The following is a 26,135-nucleotide window of genomic DNA, read 5'->3' on the forward strand; positions in this document are numbered from 1 at the left end:
CCGTGCAACTCGCTTTCCTGCTCTATAAGTACTTCCCCTACGGGGGTATGCAGCGCGACTTTCGCCGGTTTGTCGAGGAGAGCCAGGCGCGGGGGCATCACTGCAGAATCTACTACATCAGCTGGCAGGGCGACGCTATTTCCGGCGCAGAGTTGCGCCACGTGCCGGTAAAGGCACGTACCCACCATCGGCGCAATGAAAAATTTCTGGAGTGGGTCGAGAGCGATCTCGCGCGCGACCCGGTTGACGGTGTGGTGGGCTTCAACAAAATGCCGGGCCTGGATGTGTACTACGCTGCCGACTCCTGTTATCTCGACAAGGCTCTCAACGAGCGCGGCTCTCTGTATCGCAGGGGAGGGCGCTTCCGGCATTTTTCAGCTTTTGAAGAAGCAGTATTCGGGCCTGCCAGTAAAACTGAAATTCTGCTGATCTCCGAGACCGAAAAGGCGAAGTTTGTTGAGCACTACGCAACAGATGAGGCGCGTATGCACATGCTGCCGCCGGGAATTTCCCCGGATCGTCGCGCGGGGCCCGATGCCCAACAGCGGCGGCGAGAGGCGCGAGCAAAACTGGGCGTGGAAACCGGCGAACACGTGCTGCTTTTCGTCGGTTCTGGATTTATCAAGAAGGGATTGGACCGCGCACTGCGGGCACTGGCCTACGTGCGTGAAGAGCAGCCCCACCAGAAGATACGTCTGCTGGTGGTCGGCCAGGACAAGGTTCGTCGTTTTAAGTGGCTGGCCCGTAAACTCAAGGTAGATGAGCAGGTGGAGTTTCTCGGGGGTCGCGACGATATTCCTGAGTTGTTGTTGGGCGCAGATACACTGATTCATCCCGCTCTGGATGAGGCGGCGGGCATCGTATTGTTGGAGGCGTTGGTCGCCGGCCTGCCGGTGATTTGTACAGATGTGTGTGGCTACGCCCATCATATTGCGTCGGCCAAGGCTGGCATGGTCCTGCGTTCACCTTTTCGCCAGGAAGATCTCGATGCGGCAGTTCTGCGCTGCCTGGACGGCGTTTATCGTTCCCAGTGCCGCGAGACCGGCCTGGTCTACGCTGAGCTAACAGACCTGTATAGCATGCACAGTACGGGCGTCCGCCTGATCGAGGAAGCCATTGTGCGCAAGCGCGGTGAGGCCGATGCCTGAGTCCTATCTGCGACAAGATATCGCCGCGTCAGAGGGGCTGGCGAATACGTCCTCTGCGATTCTGTCCTGGGGCGAGCAGCTCGCAGCCAGTGCCGCGCAAGATGATATTTTTCGCAACAAGGAAGGGCGTAAAACCCTGCGTTTTTCGATAGGCAGCAAGTCGTTCTTTCTCAAGTTGCACAGCGGTGTGGGCTGGGGGGAGATTGTTAAGAACCTGCTGCAATTACGCTTACCGATTCTGGGTGCGAGCAATGAGTACCGGGCGGTGTTGGCCCTGTCTGAACTAGGGGTCGATACGATGTCCGTCGCGGCCTATGCCAGCAGCGGTGCTAATCCGGCGCAACAGCATTCCCTGATTGTTACCGATGATCTCGTCGGTACGGTTAGCCTCGAAGACTATTGCATGGATTGGGCCAGTGCCCCGCCGGAGTATTCCACGCGGCTGAAGATTCTGCTCAAACTGGCTGACAGCGCCGGCCGCATGCATCGGGCCGGTATCAATCATCGCGACTTTTATATCTGCCATTTTCATCTGGATGAGAGCACGCTGGACCAACCCCGGCCGACCTGTCACATCATTGACCTGCACCGCGCGCAGTTGCGCGCGCGGACACCCAGGCGCTGGCGAGTAAAAGATATTGCCGGGCTCTATTTCTCAGCCATGGATTGTGGCCTGAGCAGGCGAGACCTCTTCCGGTTTATCCATCACTACACACCCGGCGGGTTGCGTGCTGCAATGCGCGAAGACGCCAGCTTTTGGGGGGCGGTTGAGCGCACTGCGCAGAAGCTGTATCGCCGGGTACATGGTCGTGAGCCGCCAGCACTGATGGCACGGGGCCGGTCTTGATTCGCCTGCTGCGGGGCGAAGATATCGTCGGGCTGGGAAGTGCCGGGCTGGCGAATGCTGAAGGTACACAAGCCTGGCTTGAATCGGTCGGCGAAGTCGTCAAGCGGGACCGGCACTCAATGGTAGCCCTGGCGAATCTGGATGGACGGTTCAGTTACTGTAAATACTATCGCCCAAAAGGCATGTTGCAGCGCCTTCAGTTTCGTTTTGGCGGCGGCCGTGCTGTCGCAGCTTTCGACAGCGCCCAGGCGCTGGTGTCGGCAGGCATTGAGGTTCCATCGCCAAGGGCGTGCGCCCTGCTTGAAGACGGTATGCTGTTGGTTACCGAGGCATTTGAGGAAGCGAGCGATCTCAAGAGTTTGTGGCAAGCGGGCCAATCTGAAGATCGCCTCGCGCAGTTGATGGCCCATGCCGGCGCGGTGCTGGCCAGCCTGCATGAGGCAGGGTTCAGCCATGGAGATGCAAAGTGGAGTAATTTTCTGGTAGCGGGCACAGCGATGTATCTGGTTGATCTTGAGGCAGTGCTTACCAGTGCGCCGGCAGCCAGCAGCGGGGTTCGTGACATCGCTCGTTTTACCCTGAACGCGGAGGATATGGGCCTGGCACCAGAGCACTTCAGTGCCTTTCTGGATGTGTACGCGGAGGATCGTTCAATCCCGCGCTGCGATATCGAGGTTCGAATACAGCCACTACTGAGCAAGTTGCGTGCACGGCACATGACCAAGTACGGGGCCCGTGGGCATCCCCTGGTCTAGTCGTAGCGGTACCCGAAAGCGTCAATATCTTCTGCGTAAACTTGCGCCACTCGTTGGCGTGAATCCATTGAATAGGCAGTCTGGTAAGGTTCTGAGCGACTCTGGTTCAGATGCGGTAATGTTCGTTCGACTCCCAGTGCTTGCGCGATGCTGATGAAATCTTCCTGCAAGTTTTCGAAGCGGCCCACGTAGTCCATGTCTATCTGACCAAACATGTTTCTCAGGAATACGATCTGGGGGGTGAACAGGGCATTGCGCCTGATGTTCTCGGGGGTCATCCAGTCCAATACGAAAGCGTCGAAGGACTCAAAGCTGCGTACGAATTCCGACCAGTGGCTGTCTTCCTCACTCGCTGCTGAGCCGCCCTTGTGGAGATAGGTGTAAGCAGAAAGCGCGCGGTCCCAGGGATTGCGAACAAACGTGAACTTGAAGTAGCGCCGGTACTTGTCGGGATCGAGTTGCTGATACCAGTCGGCGGGGGCATGCTCCACGGACTTCACATCGAACATTCCCCTTACCACGCTGCGTCCAGCAGACTTGGGCACGTGGATAAACAGTGCTTTGTGATCGTCGAAGCACGGCTGATATATCGCCTTGCCCTTAATGATGCGCTCGATATGGCGTTGCTGATATTGCGGCGCGTAGGAGAGCAGCATTTTTCTTTCCTGCGCGGGCATGAGTCGCCACAGCAGATTAGTGAGAAGGTTCATTCGAGTTTCCCCTTCGCCCGGAGGCGGTCCATGGCCCAGTCGTAGGCGCGCAGGCCCAATACTCTTGCCTCGGTGTCGCTGAAGTCTGTCATGCGAGCACGCCACTGCAGGAAAAACCGCATTCGATCGCGGTCGGACAGGTCGCAGGGCAGCAGCATATTGAGCTGCATGATGTTGCGCAAAATGGCACGGCCCTCGGCGGGTGTCTTATAGATATTGCGTTCGTTGTCGATCAGAGCGAAAGCAAATTGGCCCTCGGAATAATCTGCCATCACATTGCTTGTGCGCAGGTCGCCGTGGACGAAGCCGGCGGCGTGCATGCGGCCGATAAAATCACCGAGTTCGCGCAGCAGCTGCCTGCGGCGAGTGAGTGCTTCGCCGGCCCGCTCGGTCAGCGTATGCCGCAGCCAGGTGGTTACGCCTTCCCCCGCGACTGTGGCGCTGAAAAGATACTCGCGTCCGCCCGAGAGCCGGCCCCACGCGAGGTTCTCAGGCGCGGTAAAGCCTGCCTGTCGCAATAGGTCGTTGTGATGTCGGGCGCGAGTGGCGCGCGAGCCCCGCACGATGGCTTTGAGGCGCTCTAGTGGGCCGCGCGGAAGAAATTCCTTGTAGTACACGTCGCCGTCACCATTCACCGCTACGCGAGCATGGACCGAGCTTCCCACCAGACGCCAGCCCTCGGGCATTCGTTCGTCCGCAATAGTGTCGGCAATGAGCTGGTAGTTCATTGATCGGCGACAGGTACTATCGCTACCCGCCCCTTCTTGGGGTTATCGCTGGCAAAAGTTTTGGTTTCGCGAAGCTGGTTGGCTGTGAGGAAGTTGGCCCATTGTTGTTCGTGGCGGTTGCGCACGTAAATGACGAGATAGTCTTTGCTCTGCCAGTTTCGCTTCTTCGCAACCAGTGCGTCCAACTTGAATTCCTGCCCCAGGGCAGTCGACCAGTCGAACGTCCGTTCGCTGAAGTAGGCGATGTATTTCTCGTTACTCGCAATGCTCACGTCAGTCGCAGTATTCTCTCGCACCCACTCGGTAGCATCGCGGACGAAGAGTTTGTCGCGATCGCCGGTGACCACAGTATCCAGGCTCATTCCGACCAACAGCACTAGGACTATTGCCTTGCGCCAGCCTCCTGCTCCCCACAGCGTATTCAGTAAAAACGGTAGGTAGAGCAACAGGAACAAGACCAGTTGCATGCTATACCGCTCGAGCATGAAGCGATTGATAAGCATGAACAGGGCCAGGTAGAGCAGGGCGATCAGCGCGTGGGCACGCAGCAGGGTAACGTCGTCCCGGCGCAGCCGGCCGAGCATTCCCGACAATCTCCCCCAGATCAGCACGATCATCCACGGCCATGTGATCGCGCGGCAGATGTTAATCGCCAGAATGGCCGACAGGCCTGCGATGACAGCTATGGACGCGTCTTCCAGGGCGGTGAACTCAAGCATTGCCTCGCCAGCGTTCCTGGACAGTGTGGTGAAATGGTCTGGGAATGCCTGAAGCCGGTCCAGGTACCTTTCTATGGCGGGAAAGAGGGTTGTGTTGTCGCCGATACTGCGGTGGTAGAGAAGTATACCGCCGCCAGCAGCGACGATGGCCACGAGCTGCGGCACCAGCAATTGGAGGCTATGGCGTAAGCGTTGGTCCAGGTTCCGGGTAAAAAGCAGCGCCAGTGGTGCCAGGGCGGCGAAGAACAGCCCTTCAAAGCGGAACAGGCTCGCGAGCACGATGTAACTAAACCAGCGGATCTGGTACTTGAGCGCGGGATTGCGCAGGTAGAGCAGCAATTCGCGAAAGGCTAGCAGAAGGAGAGCCCAGTAGATTGGATCTCGCATGATCGAACTTCGAAGGTGGTTCAGCATCGGGTGCGAAAGCACAACGACGGCTCCGATCAGCTGTACTCGACGGTCCCCCCCGAGCACGTGGATTACGGCGACGAAGCCGGTACAGAGCACGGCATAGAACAGTGTCGTTAGAATCTGACCCGCCCACAGTATGGGGAGCCCCGTCCACTTGTGTATGAGCGCGATGCAGATGGAGAGTAGAGGTCGTCCGAATTCCTGTTGGCTGGCCGCGAAACCGTGCTGCAAGTAGGCATCCGCCGCACGCAGGTATATGATAGCGTCCCGATTGATCAGCGGATCCATAGCGATCAGCCAGGCCGAGAGGATCAGGCTTGCACCGAATACCCAGCGGTAGTCGAGGTGGGGCAGGTAAGTTGAAGTGGCGTTTGGATGCACGTCGTTGACTGGCTCTGTTTGCGGTTAGTCTAACGCTCGCAACCTATGGAAACCAGCATCGCCGCAGCAGGAGTAATTTTGGCAGAGAAAATTTTGATAACCGGCGCCGGCGGCCAATTGGGCCGGGAGCTATTGCGAGCAGCGCCAGAGGATTTCCACTGCGTGGGCTTGACCCGCGCAGAACTCGATATTGGTGACGCAGCAGCGGTCACCGAACTGATCGGCCGGGAGCAACCGGCGGCGGTGATAAATGCCGCCGCTTATACGGCCGTCGATCGCGCCGAGGACGACTCCGAAGCCGCTCACCGAATCAATGCTGACGGCGCGGGCAACCTGGCTCGAGCGTGTCAGGCTAATGGCGCCCGGCTGCTACATGTGTCTACAGACTTTGTCTTTGACGGTACTGCCAGCACACCTTACAAACCTGAAGATCCCACCGCGCCTCTGGGCACCTATGGGCGCAGCAAACTGGCGGGCGAAGAACAGGTGCTCGCGGCGGCGCCACGCAGCCTGATTATGCGCACTGGCTGGGTGTACTCGGCCTACGGGGCCAATTTTGTGAAGACGATGCTGCGCCTGATGAGTGAGCGCGACAGTCTGGGTGTGGTGACCGACCAGGTGGGTACGCCCACCTGGGCCCAGGGCCTGGCCCAGTCGCTATGGCAGGCAACTCGCCAGCCTGCACTGGCGGGTATCTACCACTGGTCCGATGCGGGTGTGTGTAGTTGGTACGATTTCGCGCTGGCAATTGCAGAAGAGGGCGAAGCTTGCGGGCTGCTCGCCGGGCAGCCGGCTATTAATCCTATTCCCGCGTCTGATTACCCCACGCCCGCAGCCCGGCCTTCTTTCAGTGTGCTGGACAAAAGCGCGAGTTGGCGGGATCTTGAATTGAAAGGCATACATTGGCGCGTTCAACTGCGCGCGATGCTGCAGGATTTAAAGGAGTTGTAGATGGCCAGATCTCTATTGGTCACAGGCGCGGCCGGATTTATCGGCGCGAATTTTGTTCACCACTGGCGCGCCCAGCATCCGGAGGACCGGATCGTTGCGTACGACGCCCTGACTTACGCGGGTAACCGGGCCAACCTCGAAGCATTGGAAGGTACCGAGGGTTTCACGTTTGTCCACGCGGACATCTGCGATCAGGATGCAGTGTTTGCCTGCCTGCAGGCGCACGACGTCGACACGCTCGTCCATTTCGCAGCCGAAAGTCATGTGGACCGCTCCATCACCGGCCCCGATGCGTTCATCGAAACAAATGTGGTGGGAACGCACAGCCTGCTCAAGGCGGCGCGCGATCACTGGCTCGCGGGCGATGAGCCCAGGCCACACCGCTTTCATCATGTTTCAACGGATGAAGTGTATGGCTCGCTCGCAGCAGATGCGCCGGGATTTTATGAGGAGCAGAAGTACGAGCCGAACTCGCCTTATTCCGCCAGTAAGGCGGCCTCTGATCATCTGGTGCGAGCTTATCTGCACACTTATGGCCTGCAGGTGAGCACCAGCAACTGCTCCAATAACTATGGGCCTTACCATTTCCCGGAAAAGCTGATTCCCTTGTGTCTGACGAATATCCTGCGCGGCCTGCCCCTGCCAGTGTATGGCGATGGCAGTAATATTCGTGATTGGCTGTATGTTGCGGACCACTGTCGCGGTATTGAGAAAGTGATACTCGATGGTGTTGTAGGTGAGACCTACAACATCGGCGGCAACAATGAGTGGAACAACCTGGATATCGTTCAGCTGCTGTGTGATCAGCTTGATGCACGCTTTGCGGCTGACCCCTCCCTCTCCGTGCGCTTTCCGGATGCACCGCAGGCGAGTGGCAAAAGTGCCCGGGACCTGATTGCGTTTGTCGAAGATCGCGCCGGCCACGATTGGCGCTACGCGATCGATGCCTCGAAAATTAATGGGGAGCTCGGTTATTCGCCCGCCGAAACGTTTGAAACAGGCCTGGCCAAGACCCTGGATTGGTATCTATCCAATGAAAGCTGGTGGCGGCCGCTACTTAAGAACTAGCGCAGCTGAATAAGCTGCGCGTTGCTGTTACAGAAGCGGCGCTTCTGCAAAAACCAGCCCTGCAGCATCCTTACCGGATAGCTGTGGCTTTTCTCCCGCGGGAATGGGCCACTCAATTCCTACGCGTTGATCATCCCAGGCCAGTGAAATCTCACTGGCTGGATGGTAGATGTCCGTGCACTTGTATTGAAAGTCAGCGAAGTCTGACAAGACGTAGAAGCCGTGGGCAAAGCCAGGTGGGACCCACAGCATCTGGTGATTCTCTGCACTCAGCTCCACTCCGTACCACTGGCCCACCGTGGGTGAGTCGTGGCGCATATCGACCACGGCGTCATAGACCGCACCTACGGTCACTCGCACCAGCTTGCCCTGAGTGTGTTCTCGCTGGTAGTGCATGCCGCGCAGGATGCCGCGGGCGGAGCGGGAGTGATTGTCTTGTACAAATTTGAGGTCAAAGCCCTCGTCGCGGAATGTCGCCGCGCTCCAGCTCTCCAGAAAAAAGCCGCGCTCATCGCCAAACACCTGTGGCGTGACCAGGTATACGCCCTCGAGCGGGGTTGATTCAAACTTCATGGAACACCACCCCCTGTTCATTGAGCAGGCTTTTCAGGTACAGGCCATAACCGCTTTTTTCCAGCGGCGCCGCGAGGGCCAATAACTGCTCCTCGCTGATGAAACCCATACGAAACGCCACTTCTTCGGGGCAGGCGATCTTCAGGCCCTGGCGCTCTTCGACAACGCGCACAAAGTTGGCCGCGTCGAGCAGCGAATTGTGGGTTCCCGTGTCCAGCCAGGCGCTGCCGCGACTCATGACTTCCACTTTGAGGTCGCCCCGTGCCATATAGACCTTGTTAACGTCGGTGATCTCGAGCTCTCCGCGGTGTGAGGGCTCGATGCTCTTGGCAATTTCGATGACGTCATTGTCGTAAAAATACAAGCCGGTAACCGCATAGTGGGATTTGGGCTCAGCCGGTTTCTCTTCGATGTCCTGTGCCACCCCATCAGCATCGAAGCTGACGACGCCGTAGCGCTCTGGGTCCTGGACGTAATAGGCGAACACCGAGGCCCCGGAGTCGCGTTGCGCCGCGCTCTTCAGTTTCAGGGTGAAACCACCGCCGTAGAAGATGTTATCGCCGAGTACGAGGGCAACCCTGCTGTCGCCGATGAACTCCTCACCGAGGATAAATGCCTGTGCCAGGCCGTCCGGGCTTGGCTGCACCTGGTAGCTGATATTGATGCCCCATTTCGAGCCATCGCCCAGCAGGTCGGCGAAGGCCGCCTGGTCCCGTGGTGTGGTAATCACCAGAATGTCGCGGATGCCCGCCAGCATCAATGTTGCAAGCGGGTAGTAGATCATCGGTTTGTCGTAAACCGGCATCAACTGCTTGGAGACGGTGCTGGTGAGAGGATGGAGGCGGGTACCCGAACCGCCCGCGAGAATAATGCCCTTGTAGGGGGTAGTGCTCATAACGCTTGTCTTCAAACTGGCAAAGATGGCGATTATAGCGGCATTGCGGCCGCGCTGCTTAACTTGCCGGAAAGACTGTACGGCCGTACAGGGGGGTGGATTTTTGACCACTTGGTGCTTAAAATCTAGCCCCTTTGCCGGCGTATTCAGGTGCTGGAACCGCCGGTCGATGCACAGAGCTGCAAAGCGCCAGCCATGCCCGTCTGAATAAGCCCCCCGAAAGTCGTAAGAGGAACACCCCATCAGGCAAGTCGAAACACTACCCGCAGAGGCTCAACCACGTGTTGCAGCAGCACCTGCCGCCGTTCCGGGCAAGCCCTTGCGCATCGCCCTGCTCGGTTATCGTAGCCAGCCTCACGGCGGTGGTCAGGGCGTTTATTTGCGCTACCTGAGTAAAGGCCTGGTCGACGCAGGACATTCTGTGGACGTCATTTCCGGCCCGCCCTACCCGCACCTCGATCCGCGGGTACGCCTGATTGAACTGCCCAGCCTCGATTTGTTCGAAAATGGACTGTTATCGCTGCGGCCACACCACCTGAAGTCCATGACCAACATTATGGAGTGGACCAGCAAACTGACCGGTGGTTTTGCCGAGCCCTATACCTTTGGGCGGCGCGCAGTGAAGTACCTGAAAGAGCATGGCGGTGAGTACGACCTGATCCACGACAACCAGAGCCTCAGCTGGGGCATGCTGGAACTGCAGAAAATGGGCTTGCCATTGGTGACCACGGTGCACCATCCGATCACCAGTGATTTGCGAATTGCCCTCTCTGCGGCGCGCACTGCCTGGGAGCGCACCCTGATCCGCCGTTGGCACTCCTTTCTCAATATGCAGAAGAAGGTGGTCAAACAACTGCACAACGTGGTGACAGTGTCTGATTGTTCCCGCCAGGACATTGCCCGGGATTTCGGGCTGCAGCCTGCCGGCATCAGCCTCGTCTACAACGGCATCGACACCGATATGTTTCGGCCGATGCCAGACATAGAGCGCCGCCCACTGCGCCTTATGGCCACCTGTAGTGCCGATGCTCCCCTGAAAGGGACGCGTTACCTGATTCGCTCCTACGCGAAATTACTGGAGAAATACCCCGAGCTGGAGCTGTTGCTGGTGAGCAAGCCGCTACCTGGCGGCAAGACAGAGAAGTTGGTAAAGCGCCTGAATCTCGAAGACAAAATCCAGTTTGTCAGCGGTATCAGTACCGAGCAGATGGTCCGTTACTATGCCGAGGCTTCCGTGGCAGTTGTTCCCTCGGTTTACGAGGGTTTCGGACTGCCTGCCGGCGAAGCCATGGCCTGTGGCGTGCCGGTCGTCTCCACCGACGGTGGTGCATTGCCAGAAGTCGTGGGTGATGCTGGAGTTATTGTTCCGGTGAAGAATGTTGACGCGATGGTTCAGGCCATCGATGAGCTGCTGCAGGATCCAGATCGCCGGGCGCAGCTGGGTGAGCAGGGCAGAGCCCGCATTGACGAGAAATTTTGCTGGCAGGTTTGCGCGCGCGAGATGACAGCCTATTACCGAGAAGTACTGAATGCAGACCGTTGATTTCGAACATTTCCCCCTGACGCCAGGCGATAGGGTTCTGGACCTTGGCTGTGGCGAGGGCCGCCATGTGATTTCCGCTTATGTCGAAGCGGATGTTCACTCCGTGGGTGTCGACCTGAGTCTGGATGACTTGAAAACGACCCAGGAAAAATTTCATCCCTTTGCCGAGCCGGACAACGACGCGAAGTCTTTTGGCCTCTCTTCGGCAAACGCTCTGGAACTGCCATTCGCCGACAATACCTTCGACAAAGTGATCTGCAGCGAGGTGCTGGAGCATATTCCGGACTACCGTGGCGCACTGGCGGAAATACAACGGGTGCTGAAGCCGGGTGGCCTGTTTTGTGCCAGCGTCCCGCGCCGTTGGCCCGAGAAGATTTGTTGGGCCCTTAGTGAGGGTTACTACAACACACCGGGCGGACACATTCGAATATTCAGGGCCAGTGAATTGCGCGAAGACGTCGAGCAGCTCGGCTTTGCACGCTATCACCGCCATTGGGCCCACGCCCTGCACGCCCCCTTCTGGTGGCTGAAGTGTTTGTTCTGGAAGAACCAGGATGATAACTGGTTGGTGAAACAGTACCACCGCCTGCTGGTATGGGACCTGATGGAGCAGCCGGCGCTGACCCGAGGGGCGGAAAAACTGATGAATCCGCTGATGGGGAAAAGTGTGGTGATGTATTTCCGCAAGGAGCTCAGCTCGTGAGCGGCCTGTATCTGACCCGGGGGTTGTTCCCCTCGGAATTTCTGCGACCCACGGTTGAGTTCATTCTTGAGACCCAGCAGGCTGGCGGTGAAATCCCCTGGTTTGAAGGCGGTTACGCTGACCCCTGGGATCACGTTGAAGCAGCCATGGGGCTCTCTATAGGCGGTGAATACGCTGCGGCTCGTCGCGCCTACGAATGGCTGTACAGCATGCAGCTAGTGGACGGCAGCTGGTGGGCATCCTATCGCGGTGAAGAGGTGGACAATGCCGAGCGTCGCGAGACCAACTTTGTCGCCTATATCGCCGCTGGTATCTGGCACCACTACCTGATTGCCCAGGACCGCGATTTCCTGCGCGCCATGTGGCCCATGGTCGACAAGGCTATCGGTTTTGTTCTGGCGCTGCAGACGGAACACGGCGACATTCACTGGGCCGTGGATGCCGACGGCAAGCCCAAGAACGACGCGCTTGTCACCGGTTGCAGTTCGATTTACAAAAGCCTCGAGTGCGCGCACAACATTGCCTACACGCTGGGCGAAGACCGCCCGCACTGGCTCACTGCGCGCGAGAGCCTGGGGCACGCCCTGCGGCATAAGCCCGAGCGGTTTGACCGCACGTGGGAGAGCAAGGCCCGCTATTCCATGGACTGGTTCTATCCGGTACTGACTGGCGTGCTGCCGCGCAAAGACGCTAAAGCCCGCCTGGCTGCGCGCTGGGACGAGTTTGTCGAGAAGGGCCTGGGTTGCCGCTGTGTATCTGATGAGCCCTGGGTTACGGTCGCGGAATCCTGCGAACTGGTTATGGCCCTGCTCGCTGCCGGCGATCACGCTCGCGCAGTAGAGGTCTACAGCTGGTTGCACCAGTGGCGTCTGGAAGACGGTTCATACTGGACGGGTTATCAGATGGTCGAAGACTTGCTGTGGCCGGACGAGAAACCCACCTGGACGGCCGGCGCTATCTTGTTGGCCGCCGATGCCCTGACCGGGCACACTGCCGCTTCAGGTCTATTCTGCTCTATCCAACTTCTCGGTGTCGATTCCGAAACGGAAGAGCGTATCTCCAAGGCAGATTAGTTTTATCGCTACGTTCAGACCGCGTAGCGCTTAATCCGGCTGGTCAGAAACTTCTATGCTTCTACAGCCGGCGTAATAGCCCCAGCGTATTAACCTGCCCAAGATCCTCAAAGAGCCCCGATGCCTTGGCCATACGGTACACCGCGTAAGGTGCCTGGCCTCCCGCATGGGCGTCGTCGAACAGATCGTGGATCGCCAGAATGCCGCCGCGGATCAGGTGTGCCGTCCAGCAGCGGTAGTCGGTGAGGGCGGCTTCAAGGCTGTGGCCGCCGTCGATGAAGACCATCGCCAGCGGTGTCTGCCAGTGCCGTGCCGCGGCTTCTGAGCCTGCGACTACCGGCACAACCGTGTCGTTCAGGCCCGCCTTGCTGATGTTGCGCCGAAACTCTCGGAACGTATCCACCAGGCCTTCGCCGCCATCGTAGAGGTCCGGGTCGTGGAAGAATTCACCCAGTTGGTGCTCTTCCGAGCCTCGGTGATGGTCCAGCGCGAAAACGGTGCCGTCGTGCTGACGGCAGGCCAGGCCGAGGTAGATAGTGGACTTGCCGCAGTAACTGCCAATTTCCAACACCGGGCCTTTGGTGCTCTCGGCGAGGGCGTGTTGGTACAGTGCTTGGGCCTCGTCCTGGGCGAGGAAGCCCTTGATCTCGTCGATGTCGCTGGGCAGGTCTGGAATCATCTTCTCTGGTCCTTCTGGGGCAGGGCAAAGTAGCCCGTTTGTCCGGTCAAGGCAAGGCCGTGAGCGTGGTATCATGCGGCCAATACCAAGCAAGATGCCAAACCAAGGAATAGCCGATGAAACTCGAGATGCCCCGATTCGACCAGGCCCGCGTGCTGGTGCTGGGGGATATCATGCTCGACCGCTACTGGGAAGGCGGCACCTCCCGTATTTCACCAGAAGCGCCCGTGCCTGTGGTGAAGGTGGAGCAGATCAAGGATCGCCCGGGCGGCGCTGGAAACGTGGCACTGAACATTGCTGCGTTGGGCGCTGCTGCTCAGCTTAGCGGATATACCGGGGCCGACGAAGCTGCGGATTCGCTGCAGGATATGTTGACCGGTGCGGGTGTCGATTGCTCATTCACCAGGGTCGCCAGCGCTCCGACCATCACCAAATTGCGCGTTATCAGCCGCCATCAGCAGCTGATCCGGCTCGATTTTGAAGAAGCTGATCTCGCCGCCGGTGGCCATTCGTTGAGCGAGGGGCTGGAGATGCAGTTGCAACACTGCGGGGCCCTGGTGCTCTCTGACTACGCCAAGGGCGCGCTGTCTGAGCCCGCTCCCCTGATTGCTGCCGCGCGCAGTGCAGGGGTGCCGGTGCTGGTTGATCCGAAAGGGACCGACTTTGCCCGCTACCGGGGTGCGACTTTACTTACGCCCAACCTGCACGAGTTTGAAGCGGTGGTCGGGCACTGCCCCAGCGAGGCGGAATTGGTGATTCGAGGCGAGACCTTGATGAACGAACTGGAACTGTCGGCCCTGCTTGTGACCCGCGGAGAACATGGAATGACGTTGCTCCGCCCCGGGGAAGAGGAGCTGCATCTGCCGGCCCGTGCTCGGGAAGTGTTTGATGTAACAGGTGCCGGTGACACGGTGATCGCGACACTGGCCTCAGCGGTCGCCGCAGGGGCAGATTTGCCGCAGGCGGTGGGGCTCGCCAATGTGGCGGCGAGCATAGTCGTTGGCAAGTTGGGTACGGCAGCTGTCAGTGCGCCGGAGTTGCGCCGTGCGGTGCAGCAGGAGCAGGGCTCCGAGCGAGGGGCGGTGACGCTGGAGCAGCTCCAGATTGCGATGGCGGATGCACGCAGCCAGGGTGAGCGGGTCGTTTTCACCAACGGCTGTTTCGATATTATTCACGCCGGTCATGTGAGCTACCTGGAGCAGGCGCGCCAGCAGGGTGACCGACTCGTAGTGGCTGTGAACAGCGATGCTTCGGTTAAGCGTTTGAAGGGTTCAGGGCGACCTATTAATCCCGAGGACCGCCGCATGGCTGTTCTCGCTGGTCTGGAATCCGTGGACTGGGTGGTTTGCTTCGAGGACGACACTCCCCGGCAGCTGCTGGAAGCACTCAAGCCGGACATTCTGGTGAAAGGTGGCGACTATTCGGGTAAGGAAGAAGTCGTCGGTTGGGAAATCGTCGAGGGTTATGGCGGCGAGGTAAGAGTGTTGGGTGTGATAGAAAACCTGTCGACTACCGCCATCGTCAAACAGATTCAGCAAGATAGCTGAGCGCTATTCCAGTGCGCTGCGGGCGGCGGCGACGTTGGCGGCCAGGTGGGTCGGAGTGATCGTGCCGACGATCGCAGCGCTGGTGCCGGCGTGCCGGAATACCAGATCCATGGAAGCCTTGATTGGGTCCCGTACATCAGCCAGGTGCCCGCTGGCCAGCGCCTTTTTGATCAGCCCGCCTTTGCCCATCGCCGCGCAGGCCGTCAATACTTCGGCCTCCTCTTGTTGGGCGAGGTTGTAGGTCACCATCACCGCGTCGCATTTCTCGACCGCCGCTAGGCCCCCAGCCACGGTCTTGGTCGACATGCCAAATGCTCGAATCAGCCCACGCGACTTCAGCTCGGCCAGAGCTTCCAGCGTTCCCAATTCCTCAATAATCCGCATGTCGTTGCCATCGGAGTGAATCAAGACAATGTCGATAGCGTCAACGCCCAGGCGTGCCAGGCTGCGCTCGATGGAGATTAGCGTGTGTTCCGGGGTGAAGTCGAAGTGGGATTGACCGTCTGAGAAATCCTCGCCCACCTTGGAGCAGATAACCCAGTCCTGTTGCTGCCCTGCCAATAGCTGCCCCAGACGTTCTTCGCTGTTGCCATAGGCCGGTGCGGTGTCGATAAGGTTGATGCCGAGGTCGCGGGCCTGGGCCAGCAGTTCCGTGGCCTGACGGTCGTCTGGAATCGTAAATCCGCTGGGGTACTTTACGCCCTCGTCGCGTCCCAGCTTGACGGTGCCGAGGCCGAGTGCACTTATCTGGATACCTGTTGAACCCAATTCTCTAAGCCAGCTCATGCGAACAAGGTATCCCACAATGGTTGGGCTATCGGCGGGCGCCCCAGTGCTGACAATGCTGCCAGGTCGCATACAGGCCCCGGGCGCATGTCGCGGGACGCCAGAGCCTGCTCTACTTCATTGCCGAGGTCGGGGCTCAGAGTGAGCTTGGTCGGCCAGGCGACGAGCGCGTTTTCGGTAGTGTCCACAGGGCCGACATAGGCCGAGTCGGGCCGCAGCAGCGCGGACTGGCGCGGTTCACCGCGATCGAGGCGTATGCTGCGCCACTCGCAGTGGCCGAAGTCGATCCAGGGCAGGAGTTCGTCCAGTTCGCGCTTGGCGAGGTTGATCAATTTTTCGGGTTCCCAATCAGCGCCCTCGGTGGAGAGGTCTCCCCCCAGGTACCAGACGGGTTCTCCGGCGGCTGTACGATGGCTGGAGACGGTCAGGCGCGGGCTGGCGCTCGCGCCTGTGCAGTGGCCGTAGAACGGTTCCGGGTATTCGTGTTTGACGAGTATCTGTTGCAGGGGTCGGCGCTGCATCGCCGGCTCAGAACCGCCTAGCGCCTGTACCAGGGCTTCATTGCCAGCACCTGCGCTGAGGATCAGTTGCGCCGGGCGAACCTCTGCCACCGGCGTGCGAATAACAGCCATGCCATTGTCGTTCTCCAGGCTGCTCTCGTCCCAATCGATCTTGAAAATAGCGTCGCTGGCCTGGTTCGCCAGAGTCGTGATCAGGGATGGTACGTCCAGTACGAGGTCGATCAGTCGATACGCCTGGCCCTTGAAAGCGGGGTTGGCAAGCACGGGCGGGTACTCGCTGGGGGTAAGCCGGTCTACGCGGCCGCGCAATAGTTTACTCGCGAAAAAGGAGCCAACCCGGGAAGTGAGGCCCGTGTGTGACCAGAGGTAGAAGTCTTCGCTCAGTACTTCACAGCCTTGCAAGTCCACTTTTCCTCGACCCGCGAGGCACTCGCGCCAAACGGCGGGCATATTTGAGATCGTCTCGGAACTACCACTCAGGGCGCCGGACAGGGCGTACTTTATGCCCCCGTGGATCATCCCCTGAGAGCCGATGGTCTGGTAGCTGCCGAGTGCTTCCTGTTCGAACAACACCGCCTGATAGCCGGCATTGCGCAACTGGCACAGGGTCCAGAGGCCGGCGATGCCGCCGCCAATAATGGCGATGTCAGGTTGTAGTACCGGCGCGGTCATGCCCGCTCCTCGAAAAACGAAAACGCGATTATAACTTGAATCGCCCGTGCAGGCTGTCGAATCTGGCGGTGGTCAGCTGTGGGCTACAGGCGTTATCCTTGTCACATTGTGGACGTTGGAGTGTTCCATGCGCTACCTGTATAGCGCCGTGTTCTACCTGTTGTTACCGTTTATTCTGCTGCGCATGTTGTTGCGTTCGCGCCATGCGCCGGCCTATCGCCTGCGGCTGGCTGAACGTTTCGGCCTGATTCCGGCGCGTGCGGATTTGGCTCGTCCGGCAATCTGGGTGCATGCGGTATCCGTGGGAGAATCTCTTGCGGCGGCGCCATTGATAGAGCACCTGCTTCACGAGTACCCCGGGCATGATGTCGTTGTTACCACCACGACGCCCACCGGGTCTGAGCGAGTGCGATCTCTGTTTGGTGAACGGGTCTTCCACGTCTATTCGCCCTGGGATATGCCCGGCGCAGTGGCGCGATTTTATGCGCGCGTCCAGCCCGGTTTGTTGGTCATTATGGAGACCGAGCTCTGGCCTAATCTGCTGCACCATGCCCGGCGCAATAACTGCCCGGTCGTGCTGGCGAACGCGCGGCTCTCCGCCCGGTCCGCGCGTGGTTATGGGCGTGTTGCCGGTCTGACTCGCCAGATGTTGCTGCAACTTGATCTTGTTGCCTGCCAATCCCAGACAGACGGCGAGCGCTTCGTGGCGCTGGGCCTGCCTGCCCATGCGCTGCATCTCACCGGGAGTATCAAATTCGATATCGAGCTGGGGCGTGATTTGCGCGCCGAAGCCGGGGCATTGCGTGCGGCCTTGCAGCGGACGCCGATCATCCTCGGCTCCAGCACTCATCCTGGGGAGGATGAAATTTTGCTGGATGCCCTGCTAGCCGTGCGCGAAAGCCATCCAGGTGCGATGTTGCTGCTGGTGCCGCGCCATCCCGAGCGCTTCGACAGTGTCTATAACTTGTGCAACCAGCGCGGCTACAAGGCGGTGCGTCGTTCCTCCGGTCAATTGCCCGGCCCCGACAGTGATGTCTACCTCGGGGACACCATGGGCGAGCTGCGTTTGCTGTCCGGGACAGCGTCAATTGCAGTGATTGGCGGTAGTTTTATAGAACACGGTGGCCAGAATGTGCTTGAAGCGGCTGCCTGGGGAGTGCCCGTGGTGAGCGGCCCGCACATGTTTAATTTTAGTGAGATCACTGCGCTGCTAACGGCGGCCGGTGGTATGCGCCAGGTCCCCGACGGGGCGAGTCTGGCTGATTGTCTCTGTGACTTACTGGCTGCGCCGGAGGCTCTGGCAGCGATGGGCTCGGCCGGGGAGGCAGTGGTGGCCGGGAATCGAGGCGCTCTGGGCCGCCTTATCGAGATTGTAGATCGGAAAGTAACCGACGCCTGAATAGGCGCCGGGTCTGAAAGTTACTCGCTTTCGCTGGCGGTAGGTGCCGGTGGCACCTCCAGGTAGGCATCAAGACTGTAGATATCTTCAGGGCTTAACAGGCCTGCCTGCTCCTTCAGCAGCAGCATGCTGTAGATGTAGTCATAGCGGCTGTTGGCGTAATCGCGCACTGCGGAATAGAGCGTTTGTTGTGCGTTCAACACGTCGACAACGTTACGGGTGCCCACCTCGTAGCCCGCCTGGGTGGCATCAAGCGCACTTTTGGAGGACACGATGCTCTGCTTACGCGCTTTTACCCGGCTGATATTGCTGTTCACGGTCATATGCAATGAGCGCGTATTGGTGACTGTGTTGCGGCTCAGATTGATGCGCTGCTCCCGCGCAGCGTTGAATTCCTGAGCAGACTGGCGGCGATTGGCACTGACCGCTCCGCCGGTGTAGAGCGGCAGGCTAAGGTTGACCGACCAGGAGTCTCCATCAGTCGCGTTATAAGGGGGGCTCAGGAAGTCAGTGGCGGGGTCGATGGTGCGTGAGCCATCTGTCTCGCTGTCGGAATAGCTGTAATTGCCCGAGATTTTGAAAGCGTGGCCGGTAGCCGCGGATTTTGAATTCTGGCGCGCTGCTTCCTCGCCGTACTCGGCTGCTTTCAGGGAAAAATTGTTCTGCAAGGCGAAGTCTACCCAGGCAGAGCGATCGTTGGGCTCGGGGGGGTTGGGCTCGAAATCTTCCTGCAGGATGTTGAGGCTGGAGTGCGTCTGGCCGGTGAGGACTGAAAGTCTTTCCAGGGCCACGGCGACATCGTTTTCGTCGACGATCCGATTGACCTGGGAGAGGTCGTAAGCGGCCTGCGCCTCGTAGACATCGGTGATAGCGATGAGGCCGACTTCGAAGCGCTGCTGGGTCTGTTCCAGCTGGCGTTCAAAGGCTTTCTCCTCGGCGATTGACGCAGTCAGGTTGTCGTGGGCGCGCAAGACTTCGAGGTAGGCATTGACCGTACGCACAATCAGGTTGAGTTGATTGCCGGCGAATGTCGCCTCCGCCTGCTTGGATAGCTCTTTACCCGCTTTAAAGCTGAACCATGCCGGCAGGTCGAACAACGGCTGGTTGAGAGAGACCGTAAAGGCATCCGTATAGGTATTGGTGCTGGTGGTAGAGGCAATTGTGGCGATCCCGCCATTATCTACGGTGAGGCTTTCGGAGTCGGTGTCGGTGTCGGAACCGGAACGGGCGTAGCTGGCTCCAATTTGAGGCAGCAGGCCGGAGAGGCCGAGGGCTTCATTTTCCTTGTTGGCCAGATAAATGGCTTCCTCAGCCTTGAGTTGGGCGTCGTTTGCGAGGGCGAGTTCGTAGATGTCGCGCAGTGATTCCGCGCTTGCGCCCATCGATGCCGTGTAGAGTGTCAGCGCGATTAGCGCCACTCCAGTCCGTTTCATATTCCTTCCTCTATAAAGGTCATGCTGACAAAAGCTGTGAGAGAGTTTAGCAGTCGCAAGGGTTCCTTGCATTGTGTGAACTGCCGCCCAAAATGGCCGTAGTCACGGCTATCATAAGTGGTACACTGCCGGCAGGTCCATGACATAGATCGCACCCAACAGGGGATTCGTCGCAAGGTGAAAAAAGGTTAGCCCGTCGTGCATGCTGCCAAAAGCAAACAGTTCAGGTTAAATCTCGCAGAGCTTCACGCCATCTGTGAGGCGAACTATGCGCGGCTTCTACGCTTGTTTCCGGACTATGAGAGCAGTAATAACCGCGAATTCATGGTCGGACCCGCGACAGTGCGCCTCGAGGTCACCGAGCGTTGCCGTTACACCACGATTTTTTGCATTCACCAGCAGCATGCCCAGGCGCAGTGGCTGGGGCGCCTTAGAATTGAGGTGCGTGCCTATCACGATGCCGGCATGCTCGAGGTGGGCAGCTTCCAATCGCATCGTCGAATTCAGGGGCGCTACGAGTACCCCAACGAACAGATGTTCCAGCAAGACGAGAAGTCCCAGCAGAATCGGTTTCTCGCCGATTGGCTGGATCACTGCCTCGGCAACGGCCTCAGTGCCGCACCGCTGGCGGTCGGAAACTCCGGCGCCTAGTTAGCACAATGACCAATCCCGTCTCTATCGCCAACGTGCAACCTGCAACCGACGTGGTTCGCGTGGTTCAGCTCACCGATGTGCATCTCTGCCAGCAGCGCGGCGGCACACTCCTGGGCATGAATACCGATGAATCCCTGCAGACGGTGATCCGCAAGGTGTTGCGGGAGCGAGACCAGATTGATCTGGTTCTCGGCACCGGTGATCTTTCTGACAGGGGAGCTCTTGAAGCCTACGAGCGGCTGGAAACCTATTTCGAGGCGCTGCCCGCGCCTCATTTTTGGTTGCCGGGTAATCACGATGACCGTGGTCAGATGCTGGCCGCGGCGCGCAGCGATGATCGCCTCATCGGTGAGATTCGGGCAGGGAATTGGCAAATTCTGATGCTCGACTCTCAGATACCGCGGGAAGTGGGAGGGCGCCTCGGTGCGGCTGAGCTGGCGCGGTTGGAACAGGCGCTGGGACGGGCAGAATCCGCAGGCTTGCACAGCCTGCTCTGCCTGCATCATCAGCCTGTCTCCATTGGCAGTGCCTGGATCGATCAACAGATGGTCGAAGACGCTGCTGCATTCTGGGCTCTCATTGAGCGTTTCAATTGTGTGCGCGGTGTTTTGTGGGGTCATGTTCATCAGGAAATTGAGCAGGAGCGGGGCCCAGTGCGGCTGATGGCTTCGCCTTCGACCTGTGTCCAGTTTGCGCCTGAGAGTGTGGAATTTCAGGCTGACGGAATGCCGCCAGGCTATCGCTGGCTCGACTTGCACAGTGATGGCCGTATTGATTCGGCGGTGTCGCGTATCGAGGAGGAGCTGTACGTCGACCTCGAATCAGATGGCTATCTCGACTAAATCCCGCGACAGGGAACAATCCCCGAGGCAGCAAAAAATATCTCCTGAGTTCCCTCCGCTGACCTTTCCCTCATGTACAATGCGATGAACCCGGTCATTTCCTCAAGTAGTATCAAGCAACACCATAATGAGTTCATATAACGCCGAAGATATCGAAGTCCTCACCGGACTAGAACCCGTGCGCAAGCGCCCGGGTATGTACACTGACACCACCAGGCCCAATCACCTGGCTCAGGAAGTCATCGACAACAGTGTCGACGAGGCCCTCGCCGGCCATGCCGACCAGATCGAGGTCGTGTTGTTCAAGGACGGCTCTGTGTCCGTTTCGGACAATGGCCGCGGCATGCCGGTGGATATTCACCCGGAGCAAGGTAAGCCAGGGGTGGAAGTAATTCTCTCCACGCTGCATGCCGGCGGCAAATTCTCCAATAAGAACTACCAGTTCTCGGGCGGCCTGCACGGTGTTGGGGTTTCTGTAGTCAATGCCCTGTCCAATGAATTGATCGTGACCATCAAACGCGATGGCAATGTCCACCAGATAGCGTTCTCTGGTGGTGAGAAGACCTCCGACCTGGAAGTCATCGACAGCTGTGGCAAGCGAAATACCGGTACAACTGTAAAGTTCACTCCGGATCCCGAGTACTTTGATTCGGTAAATTTCTCTGTCTCCCGCCTGGTGCACGTGTTGCGTGCCAAAGCGGTGCTGTGTCCTGGCCTGCGGGTCAAGTTCAAGGACGAGAAGAAGGGTGAGACCGAGGAGTGGTACTACGAAGACGGCCTGACGGATTACCTGGCCGACTCCACGATAGATTTCCCGGCGATTCCGGAAGAGCCCTTTACCGGCAGTTTTGCCGGCTCCACCGAAGGGGTCGACTGGGCGGTTCAATGGTTGCCAGAGGGCGGTGAGGTAATTACCGAGTCCTATGTCAACCTGATCCCCACCGCACAGGGCGGCACCCACGTGAATGGTTTGCGCACGGGTCTGCTGGATGCGATGCGCGATTTCTGTGAGCTGCGCAGCTTGTTGCCCCGGGGAGTGAAGCTCACGCCGGACGATATCTGGGATCGCTGTTGTTACGTGCTCTCTTCCAAGCTGGAAGACCCCCAGTTCTCCGGCCAGACCAAAGAGCGACTGTCCTCTCGCGAGGCGGCCGCGTTCGTTTCAGGTGTAGCCAAGGACGCCTTCAGCCTGTGGCTGAATCAGCACACTGAAGAAGCGGAAAAACTCGCGGAGATGTGCATTAACAATGCCCAGAGCCGCATGCGCAGCGCGAAAAAGGTCGTGCGTAAGAAAGTGACAGCTGGCCCGGCACTGCCCGGTAAACTGGCGGACTGTTCTGGTGACGACCCGACTCGCGGTGAACTCTTCCTCGTTGAGGGTGATTCCGCGGGTGGCTCGGCGAAGCAGGCCCGCGATCGAGAGTTTCAGGCGATTCTGCCGCTGCGCGGCAAGATCCTGAATACCTGGGAAGTGGATTCACAGGAAATTCTGGCCTCCCAGGAGGTGCACAATATTTCTGTGGCGCTGGGCATCGACCCTGCCTCGGATGATCTGTCCGGCCTGCGTTACCACAAAGTGTGCATTCTCGCGGATGCGGATTCGGATGGTCTGCACATCGCTACCCTGATATGCGCGTTGTTCGTGCGTCACTTCCGCAGCCTGGTGGCAGCCGGCCACGTGTTCGTCGCCATGCCACCGCTGTATCGTATCGATGTGGGCAAGGAAGTCTATTATGCCCTCGACGAGGCAGAGAAGCAGGGTGTGCTCGATCGTATCGAGGCCGAGAAAAAGCGCGGCAAAGTTAATGTGCAACGCTTCAAGGGCCTGGGTGAGATGAACCCATTGCAGCTGCGCGAAACCACGATGGATCCTGATACCCGTCGCCTGGTGCGGCTGGTGTTGGACGCTGGCGACGATACCAACAGCATGCTGGACATGTTGTTGGCCAAAAAGCGCGCCTCTGACCGCAAAGCCTGGCTTGAGGCTAAAGGCGCCCTCGCCGAAGTTATCTAGCTCCGGCCAGGCTTACCCGTCGCGCTGCTCCTGGTGGATGCGAAAGAAGATAGCGTAGAGGGTAGGCACCACCACCAGGGTGAGCAGTGAAGCAAAGCCCAGGCCAGCCATAATCGTCACTGACATGTTCACAAAGAACACGTCGCTGAGCAGTGGAATCAGCCCCAGAATAGTGGTGGCCGCTGCGAGCATGACCGGTCGCATACGGCTGACGGCTGAATCCAGAATCGCCTCGTAGCCTTCTTTTCCTTCGTCTATCTGCTGGTCGATTTCTTCGATCAGCACAATGGCATTCTTGATCAACAAGCCCACCAGAGAGAGTGCTCCCAGCAGGGACATGAAGTCGAAGGCGCCACCTGTCGATAACAGCCCCGCAGTTATGCCGACGATTGCCAGCGGCACAGTCAGCCAGATGATCGTCGGTTGGCGCAGTTTGCCGAACAGGAAAATACTGGTGAGTATCATCAGCAGGAAGCCAACGGGGAGAGATTTTCCCAGGCCCTTCTGCGCATTCACCGAATCTTCATACTCACCACCCCAGGCAAGAGAATATCCGGCAGGAAGCTCTATTGCCTCGATCTGGGGCCGGAGGCGCTCAAACAAGACGGTGGCATTGCCGTCGTTCGGGTTGCATGAAGCAATAATGGTCTGGATACGGTCGCGACCGCGGATTACGCCGTTTTCCATACGTGTCTCGTAGCCCGAGACGATCTGGGACATAGGCACGGAGCGGCCCAGCACCGGGCTCCATACCTGCACATCGCGCACGTTATCGATGTCGACGCGCTCTTCCTCTGGCGCTCGCAGCTGAATCGGCAGCAGGCGTATGCCATCTCGATAGACACCTACCGGTGCTCCCTCAAAGGCATAGCGGAGAAAACCGCCGAGAGTTTCTCTGTTGACGCCCAGCTGGCGGCCTACCTGCTCGTTGAAAATGGGTGTCGCTACTTTGACCGGGGCGCGCCAGTCATCGCGCACATCTGAGGAATAGTTGTCGGCGCGCATGATCGCCTGGGCCTTGCTGGAAAGTTCACGCAGCACTTCAGGGTCCGGGCCGGAGAATCTAGCCTCGATCTTGGCATCGCGGCCGGGTCCTATCCGCATGGCTTTTATGATCGGGTCTGTCCAGGGCATTTGCTCGCGCATATACGTTTGCGTTGCTGCCCATATCTCGGGAATCTGTTCCAGTGACTCGGTCCGCACGATGATCTGCGAATACACCGGCGCCGGTTCGCGCGAATCATAGACCAGAGTAAATCGCTGGTGTGGGCCGCCAATCACAGACGTGGTCTGAGCGACGCCGGGTTGCTGGCGGATAAATTCACTGACTTTGAGGGTGTCATCGCGGGTAGTGCGAATATCAACGCCTTCTGGCTCCCATACGTCCACAAAGAATAGCGGTGTGCTGGAGTCGGGGAAGAAGCCACTCTTGACGTTGCCGAAACCCACCACCGCAGCAGCAAACAGGCCGGCGACCACGCTCAGGGTGATCCAGCGGAAGTTGACGGCAGTGCCGACCAGGCCGCGATAGGCGCGGAACAGGCCTCCACCATAGGGGTCTTTGTTTGCTGCGGCGGGGTCGGGTTTGAGCAGTAGCGCACAGAGCAGGGGGGTGGTGCTGACCGCTGTAATCCAGCTGAGTGCCAGCGATATCAGGATTACGTAAAAGAGCGAGCTGGCGAACTCTCCGGTATTGTCGGGGGACAGGCCGATGGCCGAAAAGGCGAGAATGCCGATCGCCGTGCCGCCCAACAGGGCCCAAATAGTCTTGCCGACGGCTTCGCGGGCGGCCTGCTCAGGACTCTGGCCCGCATTCATCCTGATCAGCATGCCCTCGGCGACCACGATCGCATTGTCGACCAGCATACCCAGCGCAATTACTAGTGCACCGAGCGAGATACGCTGTAGCTCTATGCCGTACATATCCATGATGAACAGGGTGCCAGCCACTGTGATCAGCAGTACAGCGCCGATCACTATCCCGGTGCGTAGCCCCATGAACAACAGGAGAACAACGATTACGATGGCGACCGCCTGGCCAACACTGAGAATAAAGCCGCCTACTGATTTGTCGACCTCCGCTGGTTGGTTATAGACCGGGGTGATATCCATGCCCGCCGGGATGATGGTTTGCAATTCGTGCAGTCTGCGCCCCACCTCTGTGCCCACATCCACCACGTTCTGGCCTGCGGCCATGGAGATGCCCAGGCTTAATCCAGGCATACCGTTGACGTAATAGATTTTGTTGGGCACCTCTTCGTAGGCGCGGGTGATAGTGGCGATGTCTTTAAGGCGAATCAGGCGGCGCTCGCTGGAGGAGATCAGCAGGTCGCCCATTTCCTGGACCGATTGGAACGCACCTGTAGGGCTGAAGCGAAGATAGTCGTTGCCTACCGCTACGTTGCCGGCGTCCACGACGACATTCTGGGAGCCCAGCACATCTGCAATTGTGGCCAGGTCAATGCCCAGCTCGGCTATGCGGCTGCGCGAAATATCGAGATAGACCACCTCACGCTGCTCGCCGTCGATAACAACCTTGCGCACGCCATCGACGAGTACCAGCTGCTTTTTAATTTTATCGGCCGTGTCGTAGAGATCACGCCAGCTATAGCCTTCACCGTGCAGCATCAGGTAGATGCCGTACACATCGCCGAAATCGTCGAGAACGATCGGTGCCTGTGCCCCTGGTGGCAGGCTAGGTGTGACATCGACAATTTTGCGGCGCAACTCGTCAAAGATATTGGGCAGGTCTTCGGCTTTGTATTCATCCTTGAAGTCGATGAGGATATCGGAGAGGCCGGGTCGCGAAACCGACATCTTGATCCATTTCACCTGCGGCATTTTCTGGATGGCATCTTCCAGGTGGTAGGTCAGCTCATCCTGTACTTCCTGCGCGGTGGCGCCAGGGTAAGGTGTGAGGATCTTTGCTGACTTGATGGTAAACGGGGGATCTTCAAGCTTGCCCATATTGTTGAAGGCGAAGAGACCGCCGCCAAGCATGATAACGACCAGCAACCAGGAGGTAACCTTGTTGCGAACCGAGTATTCACCGATATTCATTGGAGAGCGTCCTCGTATCCGGC

Annotated in this window: 23 protein-coding genes; 13 read left to right on the forward strand and 10 right to left on the reverse strand. The window is 58.7% G+C overall.

From position 1 onward, the window contains the following. The first annotated feature begins 2 nt into the window (after nt 1-2). From EY643_RS00310 to EY643_RS00320, 3 genes are read left to right on the forward strand one after another with little or no spacing between them, the layout of a single operon-like run. Nucleotides 3-1,148 carry a glycosyltransferase family 4 protein gene (locus EY643_RS00310; RefSeq protein WP_152660325.1) on the forward strand — a complete coding sequence of 382 codons (1,146 nt, stop codon included), beginning with the start codon at nt 3-5 and terminating at the stop codon, nt 1,146-1,148. Then, complete coding sequence (gene rfaP, locus EY643_RS00315) at nt 1,141-1,995, forward strand: lipopolysaccharide core heptose(I) kinase RfaP (protein WP_152660326.1); 855 nt, start codon at nt 1,141-1,143, stop codon at nt 1,993-1,995. The genes EY643_RS00310 and rfaP overlap by 8 nt, the downstream gene beginning before the upstream one ends. Continuing rightward, on the forward strand, nt 1,992-2,750 hold the full coding sequence (locus EY643_RS00320; RefSeq protein ID WP_152660327.1) for a lipopolysaccharide kinase InaA family protein: 759 nt from the start codon (nt 1,992-1,994) through the stop codon (nt 2,748-2,750). The genes rfaP and EY643_RS00320 overlap by 4 nt, the downstream gene beginning before the upstream one ends. On the opposite strand, the gene EY643_RS00325 is transcribed toward EY643_RS00320, so the two are convergent. Genes EY643_RS00325 through EY643_RS00335 form a run of 3 tightly spaced genes read right to left on the reverse strand, consistent with a single transcriptional unit; the run spans nt 2,747 to nt 5,699 of the window. Then, on the reverse strand, nt 2,747-3,460 hold the full coding sequence (locus EY643_RS00325) for a sulfotransferase family 2 domain-containing protein (protein ID WP_240732778.1): 714 nt from the start codon (nt 3,458-3,460) through the stop codon (nt 2,747-2,749). The two genes, EY643_RS00320 and EY643_RS00325, sit on opposite strands and share 4 nt — an antisense overlap. After that, the gene (locus EY643_RS00330; protein WP_205743110.1) at nt 3,457-4,188 is read right to left on the reverse strand and encodes a lipopolysaccharide kinase InaA family protein; all 732 of its coding nucleotides are present in this window, start codon (nt 4,186-4,188) and stop codon (nt 3,457-3,459) included. Before EY643_RS00330 ends, EY643_RS00325 begins: the two co-directional genes overlap by 4 nt. Continuing rightward, entirely contained in the window at nt 4,185-5,699 is a 1,515-nt protein-coding gene (locus EY643_RS00335; RefSeq protein WP_152660328.1) for a hypothetical protein, read from the reverse strand. The genes EY643_RS00330 and EY643_RS00335 overlap by 4 nt, the downstream gene beginning before the upstream one ends. Before the next feature lie 78 nt (nt 5,700-5,777). Here EY643_RS00335 and rfbD point away from each other — a divergent pair, with 78 nt between their 5' ends. Both rfbD and rfbB read left to right on the forward strand, forming a co-directional pair. Then, nucleotides 5,778-6,650, forward strand: coding sequence for a dTDP-4-dehydrorhamnose reductase (rfbD, locus tag EY643_RS00340; RefSeq protein WP_240732779.1), 873 nt, complete (start codon nt 5,778-5,780; stop codon nt 6,648-6,650). Then, entirely contained in the window at nt 6,651-7,718 is a 1,068-nt protein-coding gene (rfbB, locus tag EY643_RS00345) for a dTDP-glucose 4,6-dehydratase (RefSeq protein ID WP_152660330.1), read from the forward strand. It begins immediately after the preceding gene. 27 nt (nt 7,719-7,745) lie between these two features. Here the strand turns inward: rfbB and rfbC are convergent, their stop codons facing one another. Both rfbC and rfbA read right to left on the reverse strand, forming a co-directional pair. Beyond that, nucleotides 7,746-8,291, reverse strand: a complete 546-nt coding sequence (rfbC, locus tag EY643_RS00350) for a dTDP-4-dehydrorhamnose 3,5-epimerase (RefSeq protein WP_152660331.1) — start codon at nt 8,289-8,291, stop codon at nt 7,746-7,748. After that, a complete protein-coding gene (gene rfbA / locus EY643_RS00355) occupies nt 8,281-9,186 on the reverse strand; it encodes a glucose-1-phosphate thymidylyltransferase RfbA (protein WP_152660332.1) in 906 nt (301 codons plus the stop codon). The genes rfbC and rfbA overlap by 11 nt, the downstream gene beginning before the upstream one ends. Before the next feature lie 319 nt (nt 9,187-9,505). On the opposite strand from rfbA, the gene EY643_RS00360 reads away from it, so the two are divergent. The 3 genes from EY643_RS00360 to EY643_RS00370 are packed head-to-tail and all read left to right on the forward strand — an operon-like array spanning nt 9,506 to nt 12,505. Further along, nucleotides 9,506-10,729, forward strand: a complete 1,224-nt coding sequence (locus EY643_RS00360) for a glycosyltransferase family 4 protein (protein WP_240732780.1) — start codon at nt 9,506-9,508, stop codon at nt 10,727-10,729. Beyond that, on the forward strand, nt 10,716-11,432 hold the full coding sequence (locus tag EY643_RS00365) for a class I SAM-dependent methyltransferase (protein WP_152660334.1): 717 nt from the start codon (nt 10,716-10,718) through the stop codon (nt 11,430-11,432). Before EY643_RS00360 ends, EY643_RS00365 begins: the two co-directional genes overlap by 14 nt. Then, nucleotides 11,429-12,505 (forward strand): prenyltransferase/squalene oxidase repeat-containing protein, encoded by a 1,077-nt coding sequence (locus EY643_RS00370; RefSeq protein WP_152660335.1) that lies wholly within the window; start codon nt 11,429-11,431, stop codon nt 12,503-12,505. Before EY643_RS00365 ends, EY643_RS00370 begins: the two co-directional genes overlap by 4 nt. Before the next feature lie 61 nt (nt 12,506-12,566). On the opposite strand, the gene EY643_RS00375 is transcribed toward EY643_RS00370, so the two are convergent. Then, nucleotides 12,567-13,184 (reverse strand): class I SAM-dependent methyltransferase, encoded by a 618-nt coding sequence (locus EY643_RS00375; protein ID WP_152660336.1) that lies wholly within the window; start codon nt 13,182-13,184, stop codon nt 12,567-12,569. Nucleotides 13,185-13,300: 116 nt separating this feature from the next. Between EY643_RS00375 and hldE the strand changes: the two genes are divergently transcribed. Next, nucleotides 13,301-14,731 carry a bifunctional D-glycero-beta-D-manno-heptose-7-phosphate kinase/D-glycero-beta-D-manno-heptose 1-phosphate adenylyltransferase HldE gene (gene hldE / locus EY643_RS00380; RefSeq protein ID WP_152660337.1) on the forward strand — a complete coding sequence of 477 codons (1,431 nt, stop codon included), beginning with the start codon at nt 13,301-13,303 and terminating at the stop codon, nt 14,729-14,731. Nucleotides 14,732-14,734: 3 nt separating this feature from the next. Here hldE and EY643_RS00385 read toward each other — a convergent pair whose 3' ends face one another. Both EY643_RS00385 and EY643_RS00390 read right to left on the reverse strand, forming a co-directional pair. Continuing rightward, nucleotides 14,735-15,517 (reverse strand): aldo/keto reductase, encoded by a 783-nt coding sequence (locus EY643_RS00385; RefSeq protein WP_152660338.1) that lies wholly within the window; start codon nt 15,515-15,517, stop codon nt 14,735-14,737. Next, nucleotides 15,514-16,710, reverse strand: a complete 1,197-nt coding sequence (locus EY643_RS00390) for an FAD-dependent oxidoreductase (RefSeq protein ID WP_152660339.1) — start codon at nt 16,708-16,710, stop codon at nt 15,514-15,516. The genes EY643_RS00385 and EY643_RS00390 overlap by 4 nt, the downstream gene beginning before the upstream one ends. 127 nt (nt 16,711-16,837) lie before the next feature. Here EY643_RS00390 and waaA point away from each other — a divergent pair, with 127 nt between their 5' ends. Then, entirely contained in the window at nt 16,838-18,109 is a 1,272-nt protein-coding gene (waaA, locus tag EY643_RS00395; protein WP_152660340.1) for a lipid IV(A) 3-deoxy-D-manno-octulosonic acid transferase, read from the forward strand. Nucleotides 18,110-18,129: 20 nt separating this feature from the next. On the opposite strand, the gene EY643_RS00400 is transcribed toward waaA, so the two are convergent. Continuing rightward, nucleotides 18,130-19,542, reverse strand: a complete 1,413-nt coding sequence (locus tag EY643_RS00400) for a TolC family outer membrane protein (RefSeq protein WP_152660341.1) — start codon at nt 19,540-19,542, stop codon at nt 18,130-18,132. Between the two features lie 198 nt (nt 19,543-19,740). Here EY643_RS00400 and EY643_RS00405 point away from each other — a divergent pair, with 198 nt between their 5' ends. The 3 genes from EY643_RS00405 (at nt 19,741) to parE (ending at nt 23,052) form a co-directional block, all read left to right on the forward strand. After that, nucleotides 19,741-20,193: a DUF1249 domain-containing protein gene (locus tag EY643_RS00405; RefSeq protein WP_152660342.1), complete on the forward strand. Its 453-nt coding sequence runs from the start codon at nt 19,741-19,743 to the stop codon at nt 20,191-20,193. 8 nt (nt 20,194-20,201) lie between these two features. Then, nucleotides 20,202-21,038 carry a 3',5'-cyclic-AMP phosphodiesterase gene (gene cpdA / locus EY643_RS00410; protein WP_152660343.1) on the forward strand — a complete coding sequence of 279 codons (837 nt, stop codon included), beginning with the start codon at nt 20,202-20,204 and terminating at the stop codon, nt 21,036-21,038. Between the two features lie 124 nt (nt 21,039-21,162). After that, a complete protein-coding gene (gene parE / locus EY643_RS00415; RefSeq protein WP_152660344.1) occupies nt 21,163-23,052 on the forward strand; it encodes a DNA topoisomerase IV subunit B in 1,890 nt (629 codons plus the stop codon). A gap of 12 nt (nt 23,053-23,064) precedes the next feature. On the opposite strand, the gene EY643_RS00420 is transcribed toward parE, so the two are convergent. After that, entirely contained in the window at nt 23,065-26,112 is a 3,048-nt protein-coding gene (locus tag EY643_RS00420; protein ID WP_152660345.1) for an efflux RND transporter permease subunit, read from the reverse strand. Nucleotides 26,113-26,135 lie beyond the last annotated feature (23 nt).

Source organism: Halioglobus maricola, assembly GCF_009388985.1.
Lineage (GTDB): Bacteria > Pseudomonadota > Gammaproteobacteria > Pseudomonadales > Halieaceae > Halioglobus > Halioglobus maricola.